This window comes from Micromonospora haikouensis (genome assembly GCF_900091595.1).
In the GTDB taxonomy this organism is placed as follows: Bacteria; Actinomycetota; Actinomycetes; order Mycobacteriales; family Micromonosporaceae; genus Micromonospora; species Micromonospora haikouensis.
Genome location: NZ_FMCW01000027.1, coordinates 90889 through 117484 on the forward strand (window position 1 = coordinate 90889; position 26596 = coordinate 117484).

The following is a 26596-nucleotide window of genomic DNA, read 5'->3' on the forward strand; positions in this document are numbered from 1 at the left end:
CGTCAACCATAGGTTGACGCACCTCGGATCGTCAACCCGAAGTTGACGATCACGCCTCCGCGAGCGCGGTCTGGATCAACTGCTGCCCCTCCCGGCGGCGGACCAGCACCCCCCGGCCCGGCGGCAGCGGACGCGGGCGCAGGCTCCCGAGGATCGCCCCCTCCCCCCGGTCGCCCGACATCAGCAGCCCGGCCGAGCCCAGCTCCCGCAGGGTCTGCAGCACCGGCTCGTAGATCGCGCGCCCCGCCCCGCCGCTCCGCCGGGCCAGCACCACGTGCAGGCCGACCTCCCCCGCCACCGGCAGCAACTCCCGCAGGGCGTGCAGCGGGTTGGTCCCACCCGCCGCCATGAGGTCGTAGTCGTCCACCAGGACGAACAGCTCCGGGCCCCGCCACCAGCTCCGTTCGCGCAGCTGCTGCGGGGTGACGTCCGGGCCCGGGAGCCGTTCGTGCAGGACGGCACGGATCTCCGCGACCGTCTGGGCGAAGGACTGCTCGGAGGGGGCGTAGTCGAGCAGGTGCTCCCCCTCGACGGCGCCGAGCAGGCCCCGCCGGTAGTCGGCGAGCACCAGCCGCGCCTCGGCCGGGGAGTGACGCGCGACGACCTGCCGGGCGACGAGCCGGAGCAGGTTCGTCTTGCCGCACTCGGCGTCGCCGAAGACGACCAGGTGCGGGTCGACCGCCGGGTCGAGCACCACCGGGCCCAGCGTCGCCTCGTCCAGCCCGATCGGCAGGCCCCGCTCCCCGGCGGGGCACGCGCGGTCCAGCTCGGCGACCGTCAGCCGCAGCGGCAGCAGCCGCACCGGCGGCGCCGCCTCCCCCGGCCACGCCGCGGCCACCCCCGCCACCAGCTCGGCCGTCGCCTCCGCCAGATCGGCGACGCCGTCGCGGCCGTCGACGCGCGGCAGGGCGGCCAGGAAGTGCGCCCGGTCGCCCGCGAGGCCGCGCCCGGGGGACCGCTCCGGGACGTTCGCCGCCGCCCGCCGACCCATCTCCGACTCGTACGGGTCGGCGAGGCGCAGCTCCAGCCGGGTTTCGAGGCGGTCCCGCAGGCCGGGCCGGAAGTCGCCCCAGCGGCCGGAGGTGACCAGCAGGTGCACCCCGTAGGACAGCCCACGGACGGCGACGTCGGCGACGGCCTCCTCCAACTCCTCGTGCTCCCGCCGCAGCGTCGGCCAGCCGTCGACCACGAGGAACACGTCGCCGAACGGGTCGTCGGGATACGCGCCCTCGGCACGCAGCCGGCGGTAGGCCGCCATGGACTCGATCCCCAGCTCCGCGAACCGGTCCTCGCGCCGGTCGAGGATCCCCACCACCTCGGCGACGGTCCGGCCCACCGCCTCGACGTCACGCCGCCCGGCCACCCCGGACACGTGCGGCAACCCGGCGAGGACGCCCAGCCGCCCGCCGCCGAAGTCGAGGCAGAAGAACTGCACCTCCCGGGGGCTGTGCGTCAGCGCCAGCGCGGCCACCACCGTCAGCACCAGCGTGCTCTTGCCGGTCAGCGGCGCGCCCACCACGGCGACGTGCCCGCCCGCGCCGGCCAGCTCCACCGTCAGCGGGTCGCGGCGCTGCTCGTAGGGGCGGTCGACGACCCCGACGGGCACGGCGAGGAACCCCGGCAGGTGGGCCGGCGGCCCGGGGGCGGTCGGGTCGACCGGCGGCAGCAGCCCACCCAGGGTGGGCGAGGCGTCCAGCGGCGGCAACCAGACCTGCCGGGCACGGGGTCCAGCGCCGCGCAGCCGGCCCACCACGATGTCCGCGAGGCTGTGCCCGGCCAGGTCGGGCGGCGGCGGCTCCGCGTAGCCGGTGCGCAGGCCCACCGGCCCCGAGACGTACGCCGCCCGGAACCGGACCGGATCACCCGACCCGGTGCGCAGGTAGCCGCTCCCGGGGAGCGACGGCAACCCGTACGCGTCGGGCACCCCGATCACCAGCCGGCTCTCCTGCGCCGTGAACGTCCGCAGGGCGATCCGGTACGACAGGTAGGTGTCCAGCCCGCGCAGCCGGCTCTCCTCGACCCGCTGGCCGGCCAGCAGCAGGTGCACGCCCAGCGCCCGGCCGACCCGGCCGATCCGGGCGAACAGCTCGCCCAGGTCCGGCTGGACGGTGAGCAGGTCGGCGAACTCGTCGCAGACGACCAGCAGCACCGGCAGCTCCACCAGCTCCGCACCGGCCGCCCTGGCCTGCTCGTACGCCCACCAGTTCGGCAGCGTGCCGGCGGACCGCAGCAGCTCCTGCCGGCGGGCCAGCTCGCCGCCGAGCGCGTCCCGCAGCCGGTCGACCAGGGCCGGGTCCTCGGCGAGGTTGGCGACGTGCCCGGCGACGTGCGGCAGCCCGTCCAGCCCGGCGAAGGCCGCGCCGCCCTTGAAGTCCATCAGCAGCACGTTGAACCGGGCGACGGAGTGCCGGGCCGCGAGCCCGAGCACGAGCGCCCGCAGGAGCTCGCCCTTGCCCGACGCGGGCGCGCCGACCAGCACCCCGTGCGGGCCCATCCCGTCCCGGGCGGACTCCTTCAGGTCCAGCAGCACCGGCCGGCCGTCCTCCGCCACGCCGATCGGCAGCCGCAGGAAGTCCGGGCCGAGCGGCTCGTCGGCGCCCGCGAAGTCGACCAGCGCCGCGTGGTCCGCCACCCCGATCAGGGCCAGCGCCTCGTCGGTGTGCCCGGAGAACGGCGCCCGCACCCGCCGGCCGGCGACGGCCTCCTCGGGCTCCCGCGCGCTCGACCACGCCTGCGCGATCAGCGACACCATGAGCCCGGCCTCGTCCACCGCGCCGGGAGCCTCGGTCTCCGGATCGGCGTCGCTGACCGTCAGATCCGGCAGGGCGATGCGGAAGGTGCGCCGGCCGTGGATCGCCCAGCCCGGCAGGTTCGCCGGCAGCCGCCCCGCCAGGTCGGGGCTGACCCGCGACTCCTGCGGCTGGGACAGCCGGGTCTCGATCCTGGCCTGCGGCAGCTCCAGCAGCTCCTCCGGGATCGCCCGCCAGCTGCGCTCGACGACGGCCACGTGCACGCCGTACCCCAGGCCCTTGTTGGCCAGGTCGACCACCCGGGCGGTGAAGTCCGGCAGCAGGGCGGCGAAGTCCTGCCAGCGGTCGACCACCAGGAACACGTCCGGGTACGGCCCGCCGTCCAGGGTGGCGCGCCGGGCGCGCAGGCTCGTCGGCGACTCCATCTCGTAGCGGCGGAACAGCTTCTTGCGGGCGAGGACGTCCCGCTCCAGCCGGTCCAGCAGCGCGCCGACCTCGGCGACCTCGTCGTCGCCGACGACCTCGCGCACGTGCGGCAGGCGGCGCATCGGGCCCAGCCAGTTCCCGCCGGACTCCAGGCAGTGGAAGGCCACCTCCTGGTCGGAGTGGGTCAGCGCCAGCCCGCCGACGATGGTGCGCAGCAGCGTGGTCTTGCCGGTCCCGGCCCGCCCCACCACCAGCAGGTGCCCCTCGGACGAGGCGAGGTCGAGCCAGAGCGGCTCGCCGGCCGGCTGGTCGAGCCGGTGGGCCTGGCCGACCGGCACCTTGAGCAGCCCGCGCCGCCGCCAGTCGACCGCGCAGAGCCGCACGTCGTCGGTCGGCTCCAGCGGCCCGAGCAGGTCGCCGAGGCGCAGGTCCCGGTGGTCGCGCCGCTGCCGCTGGCGGTGGTGGCCCTCCCGCGACAGCGCGATGTGGATCTCGTCGCTGACCTGCCCGAACTGCGACGGCGACTGCGACGTCGTGCGCCTCGGCAGCTCCATCCGCACATACCGCCACAGGTCGTCCGGGGTGATCCGGCCCTGGCCCGTGAGGTCGGCGGCACCGGTGCTGAGGCCCTGGATGACAGTCTCGGTGAACGCCGAGCGCAGCCGGGGCGCGGCCCCCGACGCGGGGCGGCCGTCGTCGGCGCGCTCCACCGAGTTGGTGGCGGTGATCACGTACCGGCCGTACCCGGTCTTCAGCTCACCGTCGATGGCCAGGTCGTCGGTGGTCTTGAGGCCCTGCCCCTCGAAAGCGCCGCTGTAGCAGCAGTCGAGCAGGAGCACGAAGCTCGCCGCGTCCGACTCGTCGAGCAGCTCGCGGACGAACGACGCCGACACCGCCGTGGAGGAGAGCCGGTCGACCTCCGTGTTCGACACCGCCAGGTGCAGCCGGCCCCGCTTGCTGCTGCGCACCCCGTGACCGGAGAAGTAGAGCAGGACCAGGTCCTCCGGGCCGGCCGCGCGCAGCATCGACTCCATGGCCCGCTCGATCGAGCTCTTCGACTCGTTCTCCAGCAGCACGGTCTGGTCGAATGCGCCGATGTCCGCGTCGGCGAGCAGGCTCAGCAGGTCCCGCGCCTCCTCCCGGGGCGCGTACAGGTCGCTCAGCGCCTCGTCGACGTACCGGTCGTTGGCGATCAGCAGGGCGCGGCGCTGTCCCACGGTCAGCCCCCGGCGGCGGCACCGCCGCTCGTCCCCGCCGGCGGCAGCGCGCCCGGCTCGGCGGGCGGAGGCGGCAGCGCGCCCGGCTCGGCGGGCGGGGGCGGGTCGGCCAGCAGCGCGACGAGCTGGGCGACGAGCGCGTCGTCGACCTTCGTCGCCCCGGTGATCACCAGCTCCCGGTCACCCCGGCGCAGCCGGACCGACCGGGCCTTGATCCGGTCGGCGTAGGCCACCGCGATCAGCGCGATCGTGCGCATGGTGGCGGCCGAGAAGAGGCCGCCGACGGCCAGCATCCCCAACTCCCAGGCCTGCTGCGACTTGCCGTGGGTGGTCGCGGGCGACTGGGCGTACGCGACGCGTAGCCCCCGCACGGACCGCAGGTCGTCGGCGAGCCCGCCGGTGAGCTGGTCGACCCGTTCGGCGGAGACCGCCGCGGAAGGCTCCACGAGCAGCTGAAGCTCCGACATGCGCACCTCCGTCAGACGGGCGGGATGTCCACATTCAACACCACCGACGCCAGTCCGGTGGGCCCGTGCCACCCGGGGAGGACACCGGCCCGGCGCGCCCGGATAGGGTCTGGCCCATGCGGCTGCACGTGGGATGCGCGATGTGGGCGCACCGGTCGTGGCAGGGGCGCTTCCTGGCGCACCCGCTGCCCGCCCAGGAGCGCCTGCGGCACTACGCCGGCTGGTGCGACGCGGTCGAGGGGAACACGACGTTCTACGCGACCCCGAGCCGGGACGCCGTGGCGTCGTGGGCGCGGCAGACCGGGCCCGACTTCCGGTTCGTGGTCAAGCTGCCCAAGCTCGTCACCCACGAGCGCCGCCTCGCCGACGCCGACGCCGAGCTGGGCGCCTTCCTCGACGCGATCGAGCCGCTCGGGCCCCGGGCCCACGCGCTCTGGGTCCAGTTGCCGGGATCGTTCGCCCCGGCCGACGTGCCCGCGCTGGCCCGGTTCCTGCGCCGGCTCCCCGCCTCCCACCGGCAGGCCGTGGAGGTGCGCCATCCCGCGTTCTTCGCCGACGCCCACGCGGCGCGGCTGCTCGAGGAGACGCTCGCCGTCACCGACGCCGAGTGGATCCCGTTCGACACCACCGCGTTCTTCGCGAGCCCGCCGACCAGCGACGCGGAGCGGGAGGCGTGGACGAGGAAGCCGCGCCTGCCGCTGCGGACCCGCGCGCTGACCGACCGGCCGATCGTGCGGTACCTCGGCCGCGACGACCCCGAGCGGACCGCCGACGGCTGGCGGCACTGGGTCGACGTGGTCGCCGGCTGGCTGCGCGAGGGCCGCTCGCCCACCGTGTTCGTCCACACCCCGGACAATGCCGACGCGCCCGCGCTCGCCCGCCGCTTCCACGACGAGGTGCGCGGGCGCGTGCCCGGCGTCGAGGCGCTGCCCGAGCCGGTGCCGGCCGGGCCCCTCACCCTCTTCTGAGTGCCCCGGGGGGCCGCCCGGTGCCGCCGGGCAGCCCCCCGGGATCGGTCAGCGCCCGGTGGGGGTGAGCCTGATCAGCTCCCAGCCGCCCTCCGGCACGTCGTCCGTCGGGTCGGTACGCAGGTTCATCGGGTTGGCCATCCCGAGGTACAGGGTCGAGCCGTCGGCGACCATGGTGCGGAAGCCGTAGTTGAGGTAGTTGCCCAGCCCCTTCGTGTCCACGGCGGTGGCCCCCCGCAGGCTGGACTCGAACACGTACAGGTCGCCGCCGTAGAGCTCGGGGTCGATCTCGATCGGGTCCAGGTCGTCGCTCAGCCCGCGCGCCGCGTTGGCGAAGCCCATCTGCCGCGCGGCCTCGGGCAGCAGGTCCTTCGCGAGGTAGCTCCAGTCCATCGTGCCGACGAAGAGCCGGCCGCCGGCGACGGCCATGGTCCAGGTGTAGTTGGTGTAGACGTTACCGAAACCGCTGTGGCCGTACTTCGGCTTGTAGCCGGTGGGGGTCCACTTCCAGGCGCCCGCGCCCTCGTTCGCCGTCGGGTCGTACGCCGGTAGCACCCGCTCCCCGTAGAGCAGCTCCACCTTCTCCCGGTCGGTGTCGAACCGCTTGCCCCGGAAGATGCTCACCGGGCGCTGGGTGTTCTCCAGCATCGTCCGCGCCGCGGTCTCGTCGGCCGGCGGGTACAGGTCGGCGACCACGCTCGTCGACTTCATCGGGACGTGCATCGTCCCCCAGTAGAGGTAGCCCTGGTAGGACATCAACGCACCGAGGCCGTACGTGCCGGCGATGACCGGGTCCGGCTCGTAGGACGCCGCGCTCCAGACCTGCTTCCAGCCGACGGTGTCCTCCTCCGTCAGGCCGGGCGCGCCGTCGGCCAGCGGCGGGCTCATCCAGACGCCGGCGACGGCGGGGTTGGGCTCGTCGGCCGGCGTGACACCGGGACGGCCCCAGCCGGTGCGGGCCGCCGAGCGCGCGGCGAGCGACCCGCCGGTCGCCGCCGACCAGGTGCTGACGAAGACCCGACCGTCGTGCTCCGTCAGGTCGGCGATCTGGGCGGGCAGCTTGCCGACCTCGACGAAGTTGAACGGGTTGGTCCGGTCGCCGGCCCAGCGCAGCATGTACCCGCCGTCCCGGCCGTTGGCGCCGACCCCGACGCCCGCGTAGAGGACGTCGCCGGCCACCAGGAAGTGGCGGATGTTGCCGTACTTGGTGAAGTTGGCCGAGCCGAGGTAGTCGCCGGTCGCCGTGTCGAACGCGAACATGTTGACCGTCTGGCCGAGGGCCGGCCCGGCGAGCAGGACGACGCCCTGGTGCGTCCCGCCGGCCCGCAGGCCCAGCGTCCTCTTCAGCCGGGACGCGTCGTCGGCCGACGCGTTCATGATGACGCCGGTCTTCTCCGTCTGCACTTTGGAGGCCAGGTCGTAGACGTACACCCGGGGCTGCCGGTGGTCGCCCACGTTTGTCGGCATGGTCGGGTTCTGTACGACAATCTGACTGCTCGCGAACTCGCAGACATAGTCGTCGTTCAGCCGCGGGTTCGGCAGGGAAAGAGTCGAACCCGTTACGATGCAGTTAACATTTGCTCCGGTGCCGAACCACAGGCGATTGTTGGCCTGGGCGAGCGACCACACGTACGCCTGGTTGACCTTGGCCTGCCCCTGCGCACACGGCGGGCCGGCCGGATAGGGCTGCCCGATCCCGGTGAAACATTCGTCGGGAAGCGCCTTTCCGAGCAACTCGTGCTCGAATGTCGTCGACGCCCGCGGCAGCAGCCCCGACTCCCCGGGAACCGCCGCCGTGGACGGCGCGGCGGCGAGAACCGGCAGGACGCCGAGTGCGACGGCGGAGAACAGCCGCCATCTAGACATTCTGGGCCGATGCATCAATGCCCTCTCTCTCGACACAATCTCTTCGCCGCGATGCATTGACGATTACCGGACACGACGAAAGCGACACTCACCGTAATCGGAGGATCGCCAACTCGGGCGCGGCAAAACGTCTACGGCATCACTGCCGGGAGTCCGGCAGAAATCCGGCTGAATGACAAAAATGGATATCCGGCTCGGATTCCGAGCGCCCACAGCGTACCGCCGAGGACTGCTCCTGTCAGCCGGTCCCCGGTGGGCGCGAATGGCGCCGGCGAATGCCCGGCCACTCCGGGAGAACAGAAGGAGGCCCTGGCCTGGTGATTCGCACCCAGGCCAGGGCCTTACCGTCGGTACGCCGCCCGGACCGGGGTCCGCGCGGCGGAGAAGAACGGGACGTCCGGTCAGGCCGACACGACCACCTGTGCGGGGGTCGACCGGCTGGTGGTGGTGCCGTCGCCAAGCTGCCCGGAGATGTTGTTGCCCCAGCACCACAGGCCACCGTCGGTGCGGATCGCGCAGCCGTGGTAGGTCACGGCGAAGCCGTCGGTCCAGGTGGTGGCGGTGCCGATCCGGGTCGGGGTGTTCCGGTGGGTGGTGGTGCCGTCGCCCAACTGCCCGGAGTTGTTGTTACCCCAGCACCACAGGCTGCCGTCGGTGCGGACCGCGCACGACGAGTCGACGCCGGCGTCGACCCGGGCCCACGTGGTGGCGGTGCCGACCTGGACCGGCGTGGTCTGGAAACCGGTGCCGCCACCGAGCTGGCCGTACCCGTTCTCGCCCCAGCACCACAGGGTCCCGTCGGTGCGGACCGCGCAGGTGTGCGCGTAGCCGGTCGTCACGCCGGCCCAACTGGTCGCGGTCCCCACCTGCGTCGGCGTCGACCGGTAGCTCAGGATGCCGAGGCCGAGCTGGCCGTCCGTGCTGTCACCCCAGCACCACAGGGTCCGGTCGGTGCGGACGGCGCAGGTGTGCGCGTATCCGGTCGAGACGCTCGCCCAGGTGGTCGCCGTGCCGACCTGCAGCGGGGTGGTCGTCCAGTAGGGAGACGAACCGGTGCCCAGTTGCGTGTTGCGGTTCAGGCCCCAGCACCACAGGGTGCCGTTGGTCCGGACGCCGCAGGTGTGGTTGGCGGCGACGCTGACGCTGGCCCAGTTGGTGGCGTCACCGACCTGCACCGGGGCGGTGCGCCTCGTGGAGGTCCCGTCACCGAGCTGCCCGTTGGAGTTGCCGCCCCAGCACCACAGCGTCCCGTCCGTGCGCACCCCGCACGTGCTGCTGGTGCCGGCGTCGATGCGCGCCCAGGTGGTGGCCGCACCGGCCTGGACCGGGGTGGTGCGGTTGGTGGTGGTCCCGTCGCCGAGCTGGCCGCTGAGGTTGTCGCCCCAGCACCACAGCGTTCCGTCGGCGGGAATCGCGCAGGTGTGCGCGTTACCCGCGGCCACCCGGGCGACCGGCACGGCGGCGAGCGAGGCGTTCAGCGACCCGCGCGCGGCGGAGCCCGTGCCCGCGGTGGCCGGGCCCGCCGTGACTCCGACGGCGAGCGCCGCGATCCCGATGGCTGCCGTCGCCGCGGCGACGGCTGTTCTCGCCGCCCGCCCCCAGCGCGCCCACCGACTGCCGTCCTGATGTTCGTTCATGTGCTGTTCTCCCCACAAAACGTCGTTTCCTGCACGGCGGAGGCGGCGTTGCCCCGGCAGGCCGCCAGCGGCCCGCCACGTTGATAAGTTGACCTTATGCATCGACTAGCGTCAATCTATGGCGCTCCCGTGCCGCCGCTCCTGATGGCGCACACCGCTGGGGAGACACCGGGAGAGGCGCACGACGTGCCCGCGGTGCCCGGCTCCGCTTCCGCAGGCTCCATCTCCGGTCTCACTGCCCATGCAGGACCGGATGGTCTTCGAATCGTCGACGGCATCCGTACCGCACGGAGCCGGACGCAGCCCGGACCGTCCGCTGGCGTCGAACCGATTCGGCAAGACCCTAGAAGCATCGAGTGAGATATGTCAATGCCATGTCCGGCAGGTTGCGGCCCCGACAACCCCGTACGCTCAGTCCTCCCCCTAGACGAGCGCGAACCCGTGCCCCGGCAGACACCGCGCCCGGCACCCGGTCCGGAACATCCGGCTGCCTTCGGGCGCGCCCAGCGGATCGGGCAGGAAACGGGCCAGGGTCAGCTCCGGCCGGTCGAGGTACCCGACGGCCAGCATCGGGCCGGCCAGAAACAGCTCCCCGACCTCCCCCGCCGGCACGGGCCCGAAGCCGGCGTCGAGAACGTGCCACCGGTGCTGCGGCAACGGCGTCAGCACCTCGCCCCCCGGCACCACCGCCGCCATCATCGAGGTCTCGGCGAAGCCGAACAGTTCCATCTCGTCGGCCCGGCCGGCGTTCCGGTCGATCCGCATCGACCACCGTGCCGGCCCCGCCGTCTCGTCGTCCCGGGCACCCGCGCCCGGCGCGTGCGCCGCCGGCAGGAGCAGTTCCGCGCCGGTGAGCAGCGCGCGCGTCGCCGCCACCACACCCACCAGCGGGCCCGCCGACGCCGGCACGCTCACCCGGTCCCCGTGGCCCGACGGCGGCAGACCACAGTCGCCGGCCAGCCAGCTCAGCTGCGAACCACGCCACACCACACCCACCGCGCCGTCGGCCAGCGGCACCACCAGGGACGGCCCGGGCTCGTCCCCCGCCGGCACGGCCAGCGACTCCTCGGTGCGGCCGTTGGCCTGCCAGAACGCCCCGGTCACGCTCCGCCAGCGCTGCCGGACCACCGGCCACCCGCCGGGCGTCGCCGCCCCCGCCGGGGTCAGCACCAGCTCCGGCTGCGCCTCCCGCACCGCCGCGTCCGGGCGACTGCCGACACACAGGACACAACTGGCTCCGGTGGCCAGCACCGCGAGGGCCGCCGCGACCAGGTCCTCGGCGCGTTCGCCGACGACGGCGACCCGCCGGCCGGGGCCCGCCCCGACCGCGACCAGCCGGTCGGCGACGTCGTCGATCGACTCCCACAGTCGTCGGTAGGACAGCCGCAGGTCGCCGACGCACAGCGCCGGCGCGTCGGGCTGCTCCCCCGCGGCCTTGCGGAGCAGACCGACGAGGCTGATGTCGGTCGCGAGGGAGCGGGTCGGGTCGTTGGCCCGCGCCACGCCGGTCAGCTCCGCCACCTGTCGGCCACAGGCCTGGATGGTGCCGGCGAACGGCATGGCCCGCCACCCCGCGGGCGGCCGTCGACCGATGGGCCAGACCGCGAAATCCCGGGCCTGGCTGACCACCAGTTGAAAGTAGCGGGACTCCCTCCACCCAGACATGCGGCGCTCCCAGTTCCGGAGACTGGCCCGGCATACATCCCGCCGGCGCGAGGCCGGGAGAACACCGGGCGAAACCTCGACGACATCCGACCGAACCAACCTAGGCGACGCCGGTCACGGCCCGGTCATGCCTCACGGTGCGCGCCGCGTGGGTCGTCAGCGGGCGCTGGGCCGGTCGTCCATCGGCTTGATCAGCCGGGCGGCGGTCGCCTTGCGGATCGCGTCCACCCGGGACACCGCCTGCAGCTTGGCGTAGATGTTGGTGAGGTGCCGCTTGACCGTGGCCTCGGTGATGAAGAGCCGGCTGGCGATCTGCGCGTTGCTCATCGCCTCCGCGGTGAGCCGGAGGACCTCCAGCTCCCGCGAGGTCAACGGCGTGCCGTTCGTCCGCGGCTTCTGCCGGTCCAGCCGCTCCACCGTCTCGCGGGAGACCGCCAGCAGGACGCTCTGCGTGGGCCGGCGGACCACCGAGCGCACCGCGGCGACCAGGTCGTCCCGCAGGATCGTCTTGAGCAGGTATGCCACGGCGCCGGCCTCCAGCAGATCGTGCACCATGTCCGGGTCGTCGTGCATGGTCAACACGATCACCCGGGTCTCCGGTGCCGCCCGTCGGGCCTGTCGGATCACCGCCGCCGCGCCCGGTCCCGGCATCTCCACGTCGAGCAGCAGCACGTCCGGGCGCAGGCGCATCACGAGGGCCAGCGCCTCCGGGCCGGAGGACGCCTCACCGACCACCGCGAACTCCGGCTCGGTGGAGAGCATCTCCTTGATGCCGTCGCGCAGCAGGGTGTGGTCGTCGGCCAGGCACACCCTGATCTGGGACCGGTCCGTGTCGGTCACAGGCCCGCCTCGGCGAACGGGATCCGCACCTCGACCCGGGTGCCCTGACCCGGCGCGCTGATCAGCTCGACCTGCCCGTGCAGCAACTGGGCCCGCTCGAACATCGACGGCAGGCCGCCCCGGGCACGGTCCGGATCTGTCGTGTCGAAGCCGCACCCGTCATCGACGACCGTGGCGGCCACCGCGTTGTCTCCCACGTCCACCGCGATGTCCACCCGGCTCGGTGCGGCGTGCCGCAACGCGTTGCGGGCGGCCTCCCGCAGGATCAGGTAGAGCTCCTCCAGCACGTCCGGCGGGAGCACCTTGAGATCGCCGTTGGTCACCAGCGAGAACTGCATCGGAGGCGGCACGTTGGCCTCCAGATAGCCGCGCAGGGTGCGTTCCAGGCCGTATTCGCCCACCGAGCGGCGGAGCTCGGCGGAGAGGCCGCGCACCGTGCGGACCGCCTCGTCGAGCGACTCGATGGCCGAGTCGATCTTCGCGCGGGCCTGTTCCGGGTCACGGTCGGCGTAGTGCCGGTGCAGGTCGAGCCGGTGCAGGGTGAGCCCCATCTCGTGCAGGACCCGGTCGTGCAGCTCGCGGGCGATCCGGGTGCGCTCCTCCTGCCGGGACGCCTGCAGCTTCTCCATGAGGAAGCCCACGTACGACAGCGAGGCCAGTGCGACCCGGGCCATGATCGCCTCGTGCAGCGCGCGGCTGAGTCGCAGCGCCCCGGCGCTGTCCGTGGCCGGCAGACCACGCGTGATGATCGGCAGCATCACCTCGAAGAGGGTGGTCGCGGCGCGGAGCGACTGGACCGGGTGGATCCCGCGCCGGGCCCGGTCGGCTCCGATGTCGACGGCGAACAACCGAGCCTCGCCGACCAGGTCCATCGGTGGCGCGTCCGTCATGGACACCCGGGCCGCGACATCACTGAGCACCGCCTGCACCTGGGCCGCGAGCTGCGCCAGGACGTCGGGACCATTGGCCAGGTCACTCTCCTGCTGACGCAGTGAGTGTTGAAACGCTTCGACAATCTCGCGCGCCATCGAGGACAGTTCGGCCTCGGCCACGGGCTGCATCGCGTACGGATTCGCCACGGACCCCCCCGCTGTCTCGCCAGAGGCTACCACGGTAGCGCGCCTGTCGCGGAGCGTAGACCCTCGGCTGACAGTGACGAAGATAACCGTCCACTGGCGACACTGGCGGCCCGTCGCCCGGCCCGTCGTCAGCCGGGGAACAGCCCCAGCACGCTCAGGTGCACGGCGTACTGGCTGACCATGAAGAGCCGGTACGGGCGGCGCTGGAGCCACCGTCCGGTGGCGCCGGCCCCGGTGAGCAGGCAACCGACCACCCCCGTCGCGCCGATGGCCAGCACCACCGCCGGCAGGAGCAGCACCGGAGTCAGCACCAGGGCACCCGTCAGCAGCACGCCGCCGGCCACCACCACCAGGACGGCCATCAACCGGCGGGCGGGCCGGTCGCCCAGCAGCACCGGCAGGGTGCGCCGGCCGGCCGCCCGGTCACCGGCCACATCGGAGAGGTCCTTGGTGGTGCCGCCCAGCGCCATCCACAGCGACATCGCCACCGACAGCACCACCAGCTCGGGACCCACCGGGCCGCCAGACGCGGCGGCCCCGGCCAGGTAGGTGACGATCCCACCGGAGGCGACCACCAGCACGAAGCCGAACATGTTGCCCTTCTGCGGCCGGGGACCGGCCGAGTAGAGCCAGCCGAGGACCAGCATCAGCGCCACCAGCCCGGCCAGGCGCGCCGAGACCGCCGCCGCCGAGACCAGGGCGAGCCCGGCCAGGGCCACCACGATCCGCCGGGCGACGCCGACGGGGAGCGCGCCGGTGGCGAGCGGACGCGGCGAGCCGTTGCGCCGGTCCTCGACCTGGTCGGAGAGCCCGTTCAGCAGGTAGACGAACCAGGTCGCGCAGAGCCAGGCGAACGCGCCGACCAGCAGCGACCCGGGCCGGGTCAGCACCGCCTGCGGGGCGGCCACGGCCGCGCCCGCGAGGAAGCGCAACTGGAAGACGACCTGAACGACGGGGCGGGCCTCCCGCCAGCTCGCCGCCACGTGCCGGCAGCCTTCCGCGACCGCCACCGACGACGGCCGTACGACACCGACGGACCGGGAGTACCGGTCGAACCGAATAACCGAGTGGTAGGTCATGTGAATATGGTGGGCGGGAAACGCGTTACCCGGTTCACCCGAGTCACTCACTTACGCCTACGACGTAGGTAGCAGGGCACCTACCACCTAACGCTACTTCCGTCGCCACATTGATTACGCCACCTTGGCCACCACCGCGCAGGCAATTTACGGTCGGCAGGGCACCCACAGCCCGTGAACGACAGAGCGTGGTGGAACACTATGTCAGACATCGCAGTCACGTCGAGCGCCGAACTGCTCGGCGGATTCCGGATCACCATCGACGGTCACACCGTCACCAACTGGCGGGCCGGCAAGTCCCAGGCGCTCGTGCAATACCTGCTGCTGCACCGGGGCCGACCGGTCAGCCGGGACACCCTCCGCTCGACGCTGTGGCCGCACCTGCCCCCGTCGGCCGGCGCCACCTCGGTGAAGGCCGCGGTGCACGGCGCCCGGCGCGCCCTCTGCGCGACGGGCGAGCGGCACGCCGCGGTGCGGATCGCCTCGGTGGACGGCGGCTACCTGCTCGAGGCCGACCAGCTCCGGATCGACGTGGCCACCTTCGAACGCCGGATCGCCGCCGCCACCGCCGCGGTCGCCGCCGGCGACCGGGTGCTGGCCGCCGGGCACCTGCGGCGCGCGGTGGAGGTCTACCGGGGCGACCTGCTGCCCGCGCAGGACGCGGAGTGGGCGGTGGCCGAGCGGGAGTGGTGCCGCGTCCGCGCCCTGCACGCCCTGCGGCTCCTCAGCGACCTGGCCCTGGAGTCCGGGGACTGGTGGGCCGCGATCCGCTGGAACCGCCGGGCGTTGGAGGTGGACCCGTACGACCCGGCGGCCTTCACCGTCCTGGCCGACTGCCACCGCCAGCTCGGCATCACGGCGGCGGCGCTGCGCTGGGACGAGCTCGCCCAGAGCCGGCTGGCGCAGGTGTGACCCCTGCAAGGACCGACCGCACACCCATGGAGGGAGCAGCATGACCATCACGATCCCGCTGGAGCACCCGGCCCCGATCCCGTCCGCACCGCCCCGGGCCGCCGGTGACCGGCTCTCGGCCGGCCCGCCGGTGACGGACCCGGCGCCGCCCGCCCGCAGCTCGCTGGGCAGCCGGTTCCGGCAGGCCCTGCACCGCGTCCGGCGAAACCTGCTGGCGGTGGCCGACGACTGCCCCCCGATCCTGCTGTACACCGCGCACCGCAACTGAGACCAGCCACACCGTCCCTGTCCGAGGGCGCTCCGCACGTCGTGCCAGACGTGCGGGGCGCCCTTTTTCTCTGCCGATTTCCCACTGCCGAGAAAGCCCATGCGCTGATGGTCGTAGATACACCTTCCACCTTCGAGGAAATCCCGCCCGAATGAGGATGCGCCACCTTGGCCGGAGGAATCGACGTCCCTAACGTCGTTGGCACCGGTATTCATCGACGTCGACCACGGCGTCGGGAGTGAGGGGGAGAGGCCGAATGGCCGCTGATGGGCAGAGAGTTTCGGTCGTCATACCGAACTACAACTACGAGAAGACGCTCGGTGCGTGCCTGGACGCCGTGTTCGCGCAGACCCACCGGCCGTACGAGGTCATCGTCGTCGACGACGGTTCCACCGACCGGTCCCGCGACATCGCGGCCCGGTACCCGTGCCGGGTGGTCGACGGCGGAGGCAACCGGGGCGTGTCGGCGGCCCGCAACATCGGCGCACGGGCGGCCACCGGCGACATCCTCTTCTTCGTCGACTCCGACGTGGCGCTGCGCGCCGACGCGATCGCCAACGCCCTGGCGGTGCTCGCCGCCGACCCCACCTGCGGCTGCGTGCACGGCACCTACGACACCCAGCCGCTCTACGACGACGGGCCGATCGAGCACTACAAGGTGCTGCACGCGCACTGGTGGCGGCGGCGCAGCGTGGGCCGGGTCAACACGGCGATCTTCGCGCTGGCCGCGGTGCGGCGGTCCGCGTTCCTCGCCGCCGGCCCGTTCCACGAGGAGTTGCGCGACGCCGAGGACGTCGAGTACAGCGAACGGCTCGCCCGGGTCACCGGCATCAGGCTCACCGACACGGTGGTCGGCCGGCACGACGACTGCGCCCGGTTCGGGGACATGCTGCGCGAGCAGTACCGCCGGTCGCTGCCGCTGGCGGCGTTCGCCGGGGCGCACCGCATGCGCGCCGGCAGCGTCGCGGTCAATCCCGCCCTCGGCGTGCTGGCCGCCCCGCTGGTGCTGGCCACCCTGCCGCTGGGGTTGCTGCACCCGGCGCTGCTCGCCGCGCCGCTGGCCTGCTTCGGGCTCTTCCTGCTCGCCGACCCGGGGCTGCTGCCGTTCGTCCGGCGCGAGCGCGGCACGGCCTTCCTGGCCTGGTTCGTCGGCGTACACCTGGTGGCCCAGCTCGCCATCGTGGTCGGCGCGGCGGCCGGCCTGGTCGCCCGGCTGCGCGGCACCGGCAGCCCTCGCCCCCTGCCCCTCGCGGCGGGTCGGTGATGGGCCGGCGGCGGTTGTGGCGCACGGCGCTCACGGCGGTCTTCGTGGTCGCGGTGCTCGGCGGCGTCGCAGTGGCCCTGCGCGGGCAGGACTGGTCGACGCTGGGCCGGCTGCTGCGGCCGGACACCGCCGGATGGCTGCTGGCCGCGCTGCTGGTCACCGGGGCCGGCCTGCTCTGCGGCATGCGGGCCTGGACGCTGACGCTGGCGTCGGTGGGTGCGGAGGTGCCGTCCCGCACCGGCGTACGGATGTTCTTCGTCGGGTTCCTCGGCAAGTTCGTCCCGGGCCGGCTGTGGGGCCTGCTGGCCCAGCTCCGGCTCGGCGACGCCGCCGGGGTCAGCCGGGGCCGGATGGCCGGCACCTACCTGGTGAACCTGGTCGTGGTGCTGCTGACCGGCGGCGCGGTGGGGCTCCTGGTGGCCCCGGCCGTGCTCGGCACCGGCGCCGGGCTGGCCTGGCTGCTCCTGCCGGTGGCCCTGCTGGTGGTGCTGGCCGTCCGGCCCGGGCTGCTCGACACCCTGGTCCGGCTGGCCGCCCGGGTCGCCCGCCGGCCCCAGCCGGCACCGCTGCACCGGCCAGCCGAGGTCCGACGCTCGATCGGGTGGCAGACCCTGTCCTGGGTGCTCTCGGGGGTGCACCTGTGGGTCGTCGCGGTGCTGCTCGGCGCGGACGCTCGCGCCGCCCTGGCGGCGGCGGTCGGCGCGTTCGCCCTGGCCACCACCGCCGGCACGTTCGCCATCTTCGTGCCGGACGGCGCCGGCGTGCGGGAGGTGCTGGTGGTCGCGGCCCTGTCCACCGTCCTGCCCCTGCCGGCGGCGGTCACCGCGGCGGTGGCCAGCCGGGTGCTCAGCACCCTCGCCGAGGTGCTCACGGCGGGCCTGGCGCTGCTCACGGTCGCGGTCTCGGACCGGCTCGCCGCCAGGGGCCGCGCCGCCACCCCACCCGCCGGGGCGGACGCCCGGCTCACCCCGACCCCCGGCTGACCCCCGCCGGGCGCAACCACCCCGACTCCACCACCACCCCCGCTCCACCACCACCTCCGCTCCACCACCACCTCCGTGAAACCCCGCTGAGGAAAGGACCCCTCATGACCGAGCTACTGACCATCGACGACGCGGAGCAGCTCTCCGTCGCCGAGGTGCAGGACCTCTACCGCAAGCACGTCAACAAGAGCCAGGTCAGCCTGATGACCTCGTTCGGCTTCGGCCGGGAGCTGGTCGACCACGCCGAGGGCCCCTGGATCCACACCCGGGACGGCCGGCGGATCCTCGACTTCACCGGCGGCGTCGGGGTGCTCAACCACGGGCACAACCACCCCCGGATCCTGGCCGCACGGCAGCGCTTCCAGCAGCAGCGGCGGATGGAGGTGCACAAGACCTACTTCTCGCCGTACCTGGCCGCCCTGTCGCACAACCTGGCCGCCGTGTTCCCCGGCGACCTCGACATGTCCTTCCTGCCCAACTCCGGTGCCGAGGCGGTGGAGGGCGCGGTCAAGCTCGCCTACAAGTACCACGGCGGCAAGCGCAACACGATCATGCGCAGCGACATCAGCTTCCACGGCAAGCTGCTCGGTTCGGGCAGCCTCACCGGCAGCTCGCAGAACCACTTCACCTTCCCCGGCATCCCGGGGGTGGTGAGCTTCCCGTACGACGACCTGGCCGCGGTCCAGGCGGCCGTCGACGCGACCCGGGACCGTCGGGGCAAGTGCGACGTGTACGCGATCCTCATCGAACCCTTCAGCGCCTCGACCATGCGCTGGTGCTCGGAGGAGTTCCTGCGCGGGCTGCGCGAGCTGTGCACCCGCGAGGACATCGTGCTCATCTTCGACGAGATCTACACCGGCTGGGGCAAGACCGGCACGATGTTCTACTTCATGCGCTACCCGGGGCTGATCCCGGACGTGGTGACCACGTCGAAGTCCTTCGGCGGCGGCAAGTCCTCGATCTCCGCGTACGTGGCCCGGCGGCCCATCTTCCACAAGGCGTACGAGAGCTTCAACGACGCGCTGCTGCAGAGCACCAGCACCACCTACTACGGCTTCGGCGAGGAGACCGCCACCGCGATCGAGGCGATCAACGTGGCGGTGGAGGAGGACTTCCCCGCCCGGGCCCGCGACATCGAGCGGATCCTGGGCCCCGGGTTGGCCCGGATCGCCAAGGAGCACCCGGACGCGGTCGCCGAGGTCCGCGGCGCTGGCGCCCTGTGGGGGGTGTTCCTCGACGCGCCGCGCGTGCTGGACCTGGTCACCAAGCTGGCGCCCAGCGGCCTGGCCAAGGACCCGCAGTTCGGCACGAAGCTCGTCACCTGCGCGGTCATCAGCGCCCTCTACCGGGACCACGACATCTACACGTACTACACGCTCAACGGCAAGAACCCACTGGTGGTCGGCCCGTCGCTGGTGACCGGCACGGCCGAGGTGGAGCACTTCCTCGACCGCCTGGACCAGACCCTCGCCCAGGGCCTGCCCCGGCTGGTCACCCGTTTCGTCAAGGAGAAGGTGTCGTCGCTGTGGTGAATCAGAACGCAAAGACGGTGGTGGTGACCGGCGGCAGCGGAATGCTGGGCGGGCACCTGGTGCGGGCGCTGGCCGCCGACGGCTGGCGGGTGCGCGGCCTGGACGTGCGCGACCCGATCGAGCCGGTGCGGGGCGTCGAGTACACGGTCGCCGACGTGCGGGACCGGGCCAGGGTCGGTGCCGCCCTGGCCGGCGCGGACGCCCTGGTGCACACCGCCGCCGCCCTGCCCAGCTACCCCGAGGACGAGATCCGCTCGATCATCGTGGGCGGCACGGAGACGGTGCTCGACGCCGCCGCCCGCGCCGGCACGGCCCGGGTGGTGCACGTCTCCTCGACCGCCGTGTACGGCCTGCCGAACGTGGTGCCCACCACCGAGGAGTACCCGCGCGAGCCGGTCGACCCGTACAGCCGGGCCAAGGCCGGCGCGGAGGAGGTCGCCGAGCGGTACCGCGCGGCCGGCATGGTGCTGCCGATGCTGCGGCCCAAGACGTTCCTCGGGCCGGGCCGGATGGGGCTGTTCTCGATGCTCTTCGAGTGGGCCGAGGAGGGCCGCAACTTCCCGGTGCTCGGCAAGGGCGACGTGCGGATCCAGATGCTGGCGATCGACGACCTGGTCGACGCGGTACGCACCGTGCTGCACGCACCGGACGACGTCGCCAACGACACGTTCAACATCGCCGCCGACCAGTTCGCCACCCTGCGGGAGGACTTCCAGGCGGTGCTGGACGCCGCCGGCCACGGCAAGCGCGTCGTCTCGGTGCCGGTGCGCCCCGCCGTCGCCGCGCTGGAGCTGCTGCAGCGGCTGAAGCTCTCCCCGGTCTACGGACGCCTCATCCACAAGCTGCGGGCCGATTCCTACGTCAGCGTCGACAAGGCCCGCGACGTGCTCGGCTGGACGCCCCGACTGTCCAACCGCGATGCCATCCTGCGCACCTACGACTGGTGGCGGGCCAACAACCGCACCGCCGCACCGACCTCGTCCGGCCGGACCAGCCGGGACCCCTGGAAGCAGGGCGCCCTCGGCCTGGCCAAGGCCATCTTCTGATCGGCACCGGAGGTAACCGTGACTGTCCTCGTCGACCCGCCGACCCTCGACCGGCCCGCTCCGGTCGCCCCCACGGCCGCCCTGTCCACCGGCTCCCGCGCCACCGACCGCAACCTGGTGCGTGACCTGACCACCCTGATCCGGCCGCACCAGTGGGCGAAGAACCTGCTGGTGGTGCCGCTGGTGCTGATCGACACCCCCCGGCTCGGCCTGGGTGTCCTCGGCCGGGTGAGCTGGGCGGTGCTGCTGTTCACCCTGGTCTCCGCGCTGGTCTACGTCTGGAACGACGTCTACGACCGGCACCGCGACCGGGCGCATCCCACCAAACGCAACCGACCGATCGCCTCCGGCCGGGTGAGCGTGCCCACCGCGTACGCCTTCGGTGCCCTGCTCGCCACCGCGCTGGTCGCGGCGGTGGCGTTCGGACCGGCGTTCCCGTGGTGGCCGCTGGCGGCCTACCTGACGCTGAACGTCGCCTACAGCAGGGGGCTCAAGCACCTGCCGCTGCTGGACGTGCTCGTGGTGGCCGGTGGCTTCCTGCTCCGGGTGGTGCAGGGCTACCTGGCCGCCGGGGTCGCCGTGTCGAGCTGGCTGCTGATCGCCGTCTTCTCCCTCTGCCTGCTGCTCATCCTCGGCAAGCGGCGGCACGAGATGGCCGTCGGTGGCAGCGCCCACCGGCCCTCGCTGGCCGGCTACTCGGTCCAGTACCTGGACCTGCTGATCGTGCTCTGCGCCGCGGTCGCGATCAGCGGGTTCCTCGGCCACGTGCAGGCCACCATCCCCACCCCGTACCAGGCGCTGGCGCTGGTCGGCTCGACCCCGTTCGCGCTCTTCGCGGTGGCCCGCTACCTCCAGGTGGTGGTCGTCGACGGCGACGGCGGCGAACCCACCCGGGTGCTGCTGAAGGACCGGGCGATGCTGGTCAACGCCCTGCTGTGGGGCGTGCTGATCGGCGGCGTCCTGCTCGCCACCCAACACCCGGCCCTGCTCGCCCTCGCCCGCTGACGATCCCGACCCACCTCACCCACCCCCTCCTGAGGAGACAGCCCCATGACGACCCCGACCGCGAACCCGCTGGTCTCGGTGATCATCCCGAACTACAACTACGGCAACTCCATCGGCAGGTGCATCGACGCCGCGCTGGGGCAGACCTACCAGCCGATCGAGGTGATCGTGGTCGACGACCACAGCACCGACGACTCGCTCGCCAAGGCCCGCCAGCGGCCGGTGACGGTGCTCCAGACCCCGCGCAACAGCGGGGTGGCCGTCGCCCGCAACACCGGCGCCGCGGCGGCCCGCGGCGAGATCCTCTTCTTCGTCGACTCCGACGTGGCGCTGCGCCCGGACGCGGTGCAGCTGGCGGTCGCCGAGCTGGCCGCCCACCCCGATTACGGCGCGGTCTGCGGCATCTACGAGGAGGACCCGCTGATCCGCGACAGCATCGTCGAGGAGTGCCGGGTGCTCCAGGCGTACTCCTGGCGGATGGCGTCCCTCGGCGAGGTCAGCTTCCTGTTCTCGTCGCTGACCGCGATCCCCCGCCGGGTCTTCGAGGAGGTCGGCCCGTTCAATCCCCGGCTGCGACAAACCGAGGAGGTCGACTACGGCGAGCGGATGTCGGCCCGTTACCAGATCATGGTCACCGACCGGGTCCGCGGCTGGCACGACGACGACGACGAGCTGTGGCCGCTGCTGCACAAGCTCTACCGCCGGGCCCGGCTGCGGGTGCCGCTGTTCGCCCGGCGGCGGCGCTTCGCCAAGGGCTTCGAGAGCCCGGCCCGCTCGTTCGGCACCGTGGCCGCCCTCGGCGTGCTCGCCAGCCTGCCGCTGGCCGTGCTGCACCCCGCCTGGCTGCTGCTCACCGCCACCCTGTTCGGCATCTCGCTGTCGGCGGACGCGGAGATGTACCGGCACGTGCGCCGCCGCAAGGGCCTGCCGTTCCTGGCCGTGTTCACCGCCGTCGCCTTCGGCACCAACGTGGCGATCGCCGCCGGCATCGCGGTCGGCGCCCTGCAGTGGCTGGTGTCCCGCGACTTCCGCCGGCTGTACGACGCCGACTGGTCGGCCGCCCGCACCCCGTCGTCCCCGACGATGGTCGGGACCACGGCATGAGCCTCCTGCTCGACCCCGTCCCCGGCGCGGCCACCGCCGCGCCGGGGACCCCCGGGGTCACCACCCCCGCCGCACCACAACGCCACGCCCCGGTCAAGCGGGGGTGGCCGCGCCGGGCCCGCTGGCTCGCCGCGCTCACCGCCGGCTGGGCGGTGTTCCTCCTGACGTTCCTGCTCCTCACCGGTGGGCACTGGTGGTGGCGGCCCGTCGAGCTGATGCCGCCGCTGGTCTTCGTCGCGGTGCCGCTGCTGCTGCTGGCCCTCGCCCCGCTGGCCCGGCCGGCGCGCGCTCGGCTCGCCGTCGCCGCGGTGTGCTGCCTGGTCATCGGGTTCGACGTGTCCGGCGTGAACCCGGCCGCGCTGTCCGGCGGGGCCACCCCGGCCCCGCCCGGCGCGGTCCGGGTCTTCTCCTGGAACACCGAGTACTGGTACGACGGCTCCGACCCGCAGCGCTTCCACGACTACCTGGCCGCCCAGCAGGCCGACGTCTACCTCCTCCAGGAGTACGTCGGCTGGGACCTGGACCGGCACCGGCCGGTCCGGGTGGACCACGTCGCCGAGCTGCGCCAACGTTTCCCGGACTACCAGGTGGTGGCCGTCGGGGAGCTGCTCACCATGTCCCGCTACCCGATCGTGGCCTCGCGGGCCCTGGACGGGCTGCCGTACCTGGGCGACCCGGTGCGGCACGGGGTGCCCGCGGACTCGGACTTCGGCGACTACTACCGGCATAAGGTGCTCCGCACCGACCTGCTCGTCGACGGCCGGGTGCTCTCCGTCTACAACGTGCACGTGCCGGTGCAGCTCGACATCTCGATGGACCCCACCGACCCCGAGTTCACCGAGTTCATGCGGGCCCAGGAGGACCGCCGGCAGGCCCACTACCGGGCGCTGCGGGCCGACCTGGCGGGCAACCGGAACGGGCAGCTCGTCGCCGGTGACTTCAACGCCACCTCGGCGATGGGCGAACTGCACGACCTCGCCGGTGGGATGACCGACGTGGCCGAGGCCAGCGGCCTTCCCTACCCGGCGTCCTGGCCGGACAGCAAGCCGTGGTGGCGGCTGGACTGGGCGTTCGTGTCCGGCCCGATGCAGTCCCACGACTACCGGATGGTCGGTCCGCAGGGCCTCTCCGACCACCTCGGACAGCGCTTCACCGTCTCCCTCACCGGCACCGGCTGACCGGCACGCGCGGCCACCGGCCGGCCCCGTCCCGCTCCCCGTCCGGGGAGCGGGACGGGGTTTCCGCGTGGACACACGGCGACCGGGCAGGGGAGTCCCCTGCCCGGTCGCCGACGCGGGTCCGGTTCAGCAGGCCTCGTCGAGGCGCTTGCGCAGCTCGGTCGGGAGGTCCAGGTCGACCGCGGCGAGGGCCTCGTCGAGCTGGGCCACCGAGCTGACCCCGACGATGGGTACGATCGCCGGCTCCCCGCCGATCAGCCAGCTCAGCACCACCTGGTTGACGGTGACGCCCAGCTCGTCCGCCACCTCGCGCAGCGCCTGGAGCCGCCGCTCGGTGCCCGGGTGCTGGTAGTGCTCCGGCAGCGGCTTGTCCGGCCGGGTGTACGAGCCCCACAGCAGGGTGCTGTACGCGAACATGGTCAGCCCCCGGCTGCGGACGAGGTCCAGCAGCTCGTCGCTGGCGTGCACGTGCCCGCCCTCGGGCAGCGCCGTCGCCGGGCGGGGCAGCAGGTACGAGTAGCGCTGCTGCACCGCCGTGTACGGCGTCCAGCCCTTCGCCTCGGCCAGCGCCCGGGTCTCGGCCAGCCGCCAGGCGGCGTGGTTACTGGCTCCCAGCGTCCGCACCTTCCCCTCGGTCACCGCCTCGTGGAAGGTCGCCAGGGTCTGCTCGTCGGGGGTGTCGCGGTCCTCCCGGTGCGAGTAGTACAGGTCCAGGTGGTCCACGCCGAGCCGCTGGAGCGAGCCGGCGAGCTGGGTGCGGATCACCTCCGGGGCGAGCCCCTCGGCCCCGCCGTGCGCGCCGGGCCCGGAGCCCACCTTCGACGCCAGCACCAGGCCGTCCCGGCCGCCCCGGCGGGACAGCCACCGGCCGAGCACCGTCTCGCTCTCGCCGCCGACCCCGTTGGGGACCCAGAACGAGTAGCAGTTGGCGGTGTCGATGGTGGTGCCGCCCGCCTCGACGAAGCGGTCCAGGATCGCGAACGAGGTCTCCTCGTCCACTTCGGTGCCGAACGCCATCGCGCCGAGGCAGAGCTGGCTGACCTGGATCCCCGCGCCGCCGGACAACTCGCGTTGCCTCATGAGTCCCTCCCAGAGTGTGACGGTCCGTCGCGCCCAGGATAGGGACGGCAACCCTCCGCAGGCCCGCTCCTGATCGATATCTACGACCTTCGGCGCAGGGTAGATGGCACCCAGGGCGCATCTGTGCCGACCGCGGACGTCGCCACCTTGTTGTCGCGGTTGCCGGCTTCCTACAGTCTCCGCAGGGCACCGGCCACAGCGGTGCGGTGCCCGGAAGGAGGATGACACCATGCGGGTCGGCCTGGTTCCCGGCGTGTGGTCGTACGGCCTCGGCTCGGTCTCCACCGTGCTCAGCGTGTACGAGGCGGTTCGCCTCGCGGGGCACACGCCGGTGCTGTTCGCCAGCCCACACTTCCGGCCCCTGCTGGACCGGCTGGGCGTGCCGGCGGTGCCGATCCCCGGGCCGGAGACCGCGCCGTACCCCGACGCGACGACCGCCCTGCGCCTGGACGACCTGCTGTCCCGGTCCGCGTACGCCGACCCCGACCTGGTGGAGACCGTCCTGGCCGCGCAGTTGCGGGAGTTCCGCGCCCGCCGGGTGCAGGTGCTCTTCCACGACTACGACCTGACCACGGTGGTCGCCGGGTCGCTCGCCGGCATCCCCGTGGTCAGCCCGGTCACCTGGCCGGACCACCGTCTCTTCGGGCGGGGCAGTGACAGCTGGGCGCCGGTGGACACCCGGGCGCTGGCCGCGTTCCGGCCGGCGCTGAGCCGCAGCCGGGCACCGGAGCCCCAGTCCCTGTCGGAGGTGCTCTTCACCTGGAGCACCCGCCTGGTCTACCCGCTGGCCCCCGAGATGGACCCGCTGGTCGCGCGGCACAGCACCGGCGAGTACGTCGGCCAGCTCACCGCGGCGTCCCTGGACCGGCACCTCGTCACCGGGCCGGTGGACTGGCCCCGGCCGGGGCAGCGCGGGCTGCTGGCCTACACCAGCGGGCCGCCGATGGACGCCGACTGGTACTACCGGCACTGCCTCGCGGCGTTCGAGGGCTCGGACGTCGACGTGCTGATCGCCTCGGGCAGCACCGACACGGCCCCGCCCCGGGTGTCGCCGCAGGGCAACGTGCAGGCGTGGCCGCTGCTGCCGATGCGCAACCTGCTCGGGCGGGCCAGGGCGCTGCTCTGCCACGGCGGCCGGGGCACGCTCGCCAGCGCGGTGCACGCCGGCGTGCCGCTGCTGGTCTTCCCCGGCGGGGACCCGGAACGCGAGTACTTCGCCGACATGCTGGCCCGCCAGGGGCTGGCCGCCAACTGCGGGGACGACGACTGGCGTCCGGAGCGGCTCCGGGAACTCGTCGACCGCGCCGGCAGCGTCCGGCCGTCCCGCCCCGCCCGGGCCGCCGCGCCGCCGACCGGTCCGGCCCGCGTCGTCTCGATCATGCAGGAACTGACCGCCGACCCGGTCCGGCTGCTGTCCCGCGCCGGCTGATTCCGCACCGACTTCCGACCGACAAGGAGAACGACCGATGACCGGGCACCCTGGTGACCATCCGATCGACGACCACTACGGCGACGAGCTGACCCTGCGGCTGTCCGCGGTCACCGACACCCGCGCCCTGGACGACGGCGAGGCCCTGCACACCTTCATGCGCGACCTCGTCGCCCGCATCGGCATGACCGTGATCGCCGGGCCGCTGGTCGCCAGCGAGGACGGCCCGCCGCACCAGGCCGGCAAGTCGGCCGTGGTGATCCTCGCCGAGTCGCACGCCGCCATCCACACCTATCCGGGGCTGCGGGAGGTGTTCGTGAACATCTTCTCCTGCAAGCCGTTCCGCGAGGCCGACGTGCTCGACGAGCTGGCCGGGCTGGTCGGCGGGTTCGAGATCAGCGAGCGGTCCCTGACCCGCCGGGGTGAGAACTGGCCCCGCGCGCTCGGCCCGGCGGCCCGGCTGTGGCGCACCCAGCGGCTCGCGGCGGTGGGCGCCTGACGGGCGGCGCGCGGCGCGGGGCCGGCCGGTCAACGCGGCCGGCAGCGTGACGGTGGTTCCGGAAGTTTCGAGGCTCCGGCTCCGGATCACCCGTGCCCGCCCCGCGAGGGCGCATGACCATGCGGAACGCGATCCGCAGGTGCCACGGCCGGCCCGCCGGCGGCCACCCTCGGCCCGCACCCCGGGAGGGACAAGTTTCGGGAATATTTCGGAAAATCGTTGACAGACCCAAATTCGGCGTCTTACGTTCGTCATCGACGGTTCTCAATGCTGTCGATGTCATCCCCGCGACCCCGTCCCGG

21 protein-coding genes are annotated in these 26596 nt (G+C 73.2%); 12 read left to right on the top strand and 9 right to left on the bottom strand.

Annotated features, from left to right (window positions below; all coding sequences use genetic code 11):
* Positions 1–49: 49 nt before the first annotated feature.
* Both eccCb and GA0070558_RS32990 read right to left on the bottom strand, forming a co-directional pair.
* Positions 50–4393: a type VII secretion protein EccCb gene (gene eccCb / locus GA0070558_RS24775; RefSeq protein WP_091284056.1), complete on the bottom strand. Its 4344-nt coding sequence runs from the start codon at positions 4391–4393 to the stop codon at positions 50–52.
* 2 nt (positions 4394–4395) lie between these two features.
* On the bottom strand, positions 4396–4860 hold the full coding sequence (locus GA0070558_RS32990) for a hypothetical protein (protein ID WP_141722312.1): 465 nt from the start codon (positions 4858–4860) through the stop codon (positions 4396–4398).
* A gap of 116 nt (positions 4861–4976) precedes the next feature.
* Here GA0070558_RS32990 and GA0070558_RS24785 point away from each other — a divergent pair, with 116 nt between their 5' ends.
* The gene (locus GA0070558_RS24785; protein ID WP_091284060.1) at positions 4977–5828 is read left to right on the top strand and encodes a DUF72 domain-containing protein; all 852 of its coding nucleotides are present in this window, start codon (positions 4977–4979) and stop codon (positions 5826–5828) included.
* 48 nt (positions 5829–5876) lie between these two features.
* On the opposite strand, the gene GA0070558_RS24790 is transcribed toward GA0070558_RS24785, so the two are convergent.
* The 6 genes from GA0070558_RS24790 to GA0070558_RS24815 form a co-directional block, all read right to left on the bottom strand.
* Positions 5877–7694: a hypothetical protein gene (locus tag GA0070558_RS24790; RefSeq protein WP_256092111.1), complete on the bottom strand. Its 1818-nt coding sequence runs from the start codon at positions 7692–7694 to the stop codon at positions 5877–5879.
* Between the two features lie 401 nt (positions 7695–8095).
* A complete protein-coding gene (locus GA0070558_RS24795; protein WP_091284063.1) occupies positions 8096–9331 on the bottom strand; it encodes an RCC1 domain-containing protein in 1236 nt (411 codons plus the stop codon).
* Positions 9332–9754: 423 nt separating this feature from the next.
* Positions 9755–10996 (bottom strand): AMP-binding protein, encoded by a 1242-nt coding sequence (locus tag GA0070558_RS24800; RefSeq protein WP_091284064.1) that lies wholly within the window; start codon positions 10994–10996, stop codon positions 9755–9757.
* Positions 10997–11152: 156 nt separating this feature from the next.
* On the bottom strand, positions 11153–11836 hold the full coding sequence (locus tag GA0070558_RS24805) for a response regulator (protein WP_256092112.1): 684 nt from the start codon (positions 11834–11836) through the stop codon (positions 11153–11155).
* Positions 11833–12915, bottom strand: a complete 1083-nt coding sequence (locus GA0070558_RS34585) for a sensor histidine kinase (protein ID WP_091284068.1) — start codon at positions 12913–12915, stop codon at positions 11833–11835. The genes GA0070558_RS24805 and GA0070558_RS34585 overlap by 4 nt, the downstream gene beginning before the upstream one ends.
* Before the next feature lie 128 nt (positions 12916–13043).
* Entirely contained in the window at positions 13044–13994 is a 951-nt protein-coding gene (locus GA0070558_RS24815) for a UbiA family prenyltransferase (RefSeq protein WP_091284072.1), read from the bottom strand.
* A 201-nt stretch (positions 13995–14195) separates the two neighbouring features.
* On the opposite strand from GA0070558_RS24815, the gene GA0070558_RS24820 reads away from it, so the two are divergent.
* The 9 genes from GA0070558_RS24820 to GA0070558_RS24860 all read left to right on the top strand — a co-directional run bounded on the left by GA0070558_RS24820 (position 14196) and on the right by GA0070558_RS24860 (position 23286).
* Positions 14196–14906, top strand: coding sequence for an AfsR/SARP family transcriptional regulator (locus tag GA0070558_RS24820; RefSeq protein ID WP_091284074.1), 711 nt, complete (start codon positions 14196–14198; stop codon positions 14904–14906).
* A 40-nt stretch (positions 14907–14946) separates the two neighbouring features.
* On the top strand, positions 14947–15174 hold the full coding sequence (locus GA0070558_RS24825) for a hypothetical protein (protein ID WP_043962046.1): 228 nt from the start codon (positions 14947–14949) through the stop codon (positions 15172–15174).
* Between the two features lie 256 nt (positions 15175–15430).
* Entirely contained in the window at positions 15431–16438 is a 1008-nt protein-coding gene (locus GA0070558_RS24830; RefSeq protein ID WP_091284076.1) for a glycosyltransferase family 2 protein, read from the top strand.
* A complete protein-coding gene (locus tag GA0070558_RS24835) occupies positions 16438–17421 on the top strand; it encodes a lysylphosphatidylglycerol synthase domain-containing protein (RefSeq protein WP_091284078.1) in 984 nt (327 codons plus the stop codon). Before GA0070558_RS24830 ends, GA0070558_RS24835 begins: the two co-directional genes overlap by 1 nt.
* 203 nt (positions 17422–17624) lie before the next feature.
* Entirely contained in the window at positions 17625–18953 is a 1329-nt protein-coding gene (locus tag GA0070558_RS24840) for an aspartate aminotransferase family protein (protein ID WP_198956460.1), read from the top strand.
* Positions 18950–19999, top strand: a complete 1050-nt coding sequence (locus tag GA0070558_RS24845) for an NAD-dependent epimerase/dehydratase family protein (RefSeq protein ID WP_082106380.1) — start codon at positions 18950–18952, stop codon at positions 19997–19999. Before GA0070558_RS24840 ends, GA0070558_RS24845 begins: the two co-directional genes overlap by 4 nt.
* Before the next feature lie 18 nt (positions 20000–20017).
* Positions 20018–21004 (top strand): UbiA prenyltransferase family protein, encoded by a 987-nt coding sequence (locus GA0070558_RS24850; protein WP_218107085.1) that lies wholly within the window; start codon positions 20018–20020, stop codon positions 21002–21004.
* A gap of 45 nt (positions 21005–21049) precedes the next feature.
* Complete coding sequence (locus tag GA0070558_RS24855) at positions 21050–22108, top strand: glycosyltransferase family 2 protein (RefSeq protein ID WP_091284080.1); 1059 nt, start codon at positions 21050–21052, stop codon at positions 22106–22108.
* Positions 22105–23286, top strand: a complete 1182-nt coding sequence (locus GA0070558_RS24860) for an endonuclease/exonuclease/phosphatase family protein (protein WP_091284082.1) — start codon at positions 22105–22107, stop codon at positions 23284–23286. Before GA0070558_RS24855 ends, GA0070558_RS24860 begins: the two co-directional genes overlap by 4 nt.
* A 126-nt stretch (positions 23287–23412) precedes the next feature.
* Here GA0070558_RS24860 and GA0070558_RS24865 read toward each other — a convergent pair whose 3' ends face one another.
* Positions 23413–24366, bottom strand: coding sequence for an aldo/keto reductase (locus GA0070558_RS24865; RefSeq protein ID WP_091284084.1), 954 nt, complete (start codon positions 24364–24366; stop codon positions 23413–23415).
* Between the two features lie 229 nt (positions 24367–24595).
* Between GA0070558_RS24865 and GA0070558_RS24870 the strand changes: the two genes are divergently transcribed.
* Both GA0070558_RS24870 and GA0070558_RS24875 read left to right on the top strand, forming a co-directional pair.
* Positions 24596–25795: a nucleotide disphospho-sugar-binding domain-containing protein gene (locus GA0070558_RS24870; RefSeq protein ID WP_077936348.1), complete on the top strand. Its 1200-nt coding sequence runs from the start codon at positions 24596–24598 to the stop codon at positions 25793–25795.
* Between the two features lie 37 nt (positions 25796–25832).
* Positions 25833–26294 carry an S-adenosylmethionine decarboxylase family protein gene (locus tag GA0070558_RS24875; protein ID WP_091284087.1) on the top strand — a complete coding sequence of 154 codons (462 nt, stop codon included), beginning with the start codon at positions 25833–25835 and terminating at the stop codon, positions 26292–26294.
* Positions 26295–26596: the final 302 nt, after the last annotated feature.

Excerpts from the sequence above, each read along its gene's own strand:
- GA0070558_RS24865 (WP_091284084.1), bottom strand. The coding sequence starts at position 24,366 with ATGAGGCAACGCGAGTTGTCCGGCGGCGCGGGGATCCAGGTCAGCCAG.
- GA0070558_RS32990 (WP_141722312.1), bottom strand. The coding sequence starts at position 4,860 with ATGTCGGAGCTTCAGCTGCTCGTGGAGCCTTCCGCGGCGGTCTCCGCC.
- GA0070558_RS24835 (WP_091284078.1), top strand. The coding sequence starts at position 16,438 with ATGGGCCGGCGGCGGTTGTGGCGCACGGCGCTCACGGCGGTCTTCGTG.
- GA0070558_RS24785 (WP_091284060.1), top strand. The coding sequence starts at position 4,977 with ATGCGGCTGCACGTGGGATGCGCGATGTGGGCGCACCGGTCGTGGCAG.
- GA0070558_RS24870 (WP_077936348.1), top strand. The coding sequence starts at position 24,596 with ATGCGGGTCGGCCTGGTTCCCGGCGTGTGGTCGTACGGCCTCGGCTCG.
- GA0070558_RS24840 (WP_198956460.1), top strand. The coding sequence starts at position 17,625 with ATGACCTCGTTCGGCTTCGGCCGGGAGCTGGTCGACCACGCCGAGGGC.
- GA0070558_RS24830 (WP_091284076.1), top strand. The coding sequence starts at position 15,431 with ATGGCCGCTGATGGGCAGAGAGTTTCGGTCGTCATACCGAACTACAAC.
- GA0070558_RS24875 (WP_091284087.1), top strand. The coding sequence starts at position 25,833 with ATGACCGGGCACCCTGGTGACCATCCGATCGACGACCACTACGGCGAC.
- GA0070558_RS24825 (WP_043962046.1), top strand. The coding sequence starts at position 14,947 with ATGACCATCACGATCCCGCTGGAGCACCCGGCCCCGATCCCGTCCGCA.
- GA0070558_RS24820 (WP_091284074.1), top strand. The coding sequence starts at position 14,196 with ATGTCAGACATCGCAGTCACGTCGAGCGCCGAACTGCTCGGCGGATTC.
- GA0070558_RS24800 (WP_091284064.1), bottom strand. The coding sequence starts at position 10,996 with ATGTCTGGGTGGAGGGAGTCCCGCTACTTTCAACTGGTGGTCAGCCAG.
- GA0070558_RS24860 (WP_091284082.1), top strand. The coding sequence starts at position 22,105 with ATGAGCCTCCTGCTCGACCCCGTCCCCGGCGCGGCCACCGCCGCGCCG.
- GA0070558_RS24815 (WP_091284072.1), bottom strand. The coding sequence starts at position 13,994 with ATGACCTACCACTCGGTTATTCGGTTCGACCGGTACTCCCGGTCCGTC.
- GA0070558_RS24795 (WP_091284063.1), bottom strand. The coding sequence starts at position 9,331 with ATGAACGAACATCAGGACGGCAGTCGGTGGGCGCGCTGGGGGCGGGCG.
- GA0070558_RS24790 (WP_256092111.1), bottom strand. The coding sequence starts at position 7,694 with ATGTCTAGATGGCGGCTGTTCTCCGCCGTCGCACTCGGCGTCCTGCCG.
- GA0070558_RS24855 (WP_091284080.1), top strand. The coding sequence starts at position 21,050 with ATGACGACCCCGACCGCGAACCCGCTGGTCTCGGTGATCATCCCGAAC.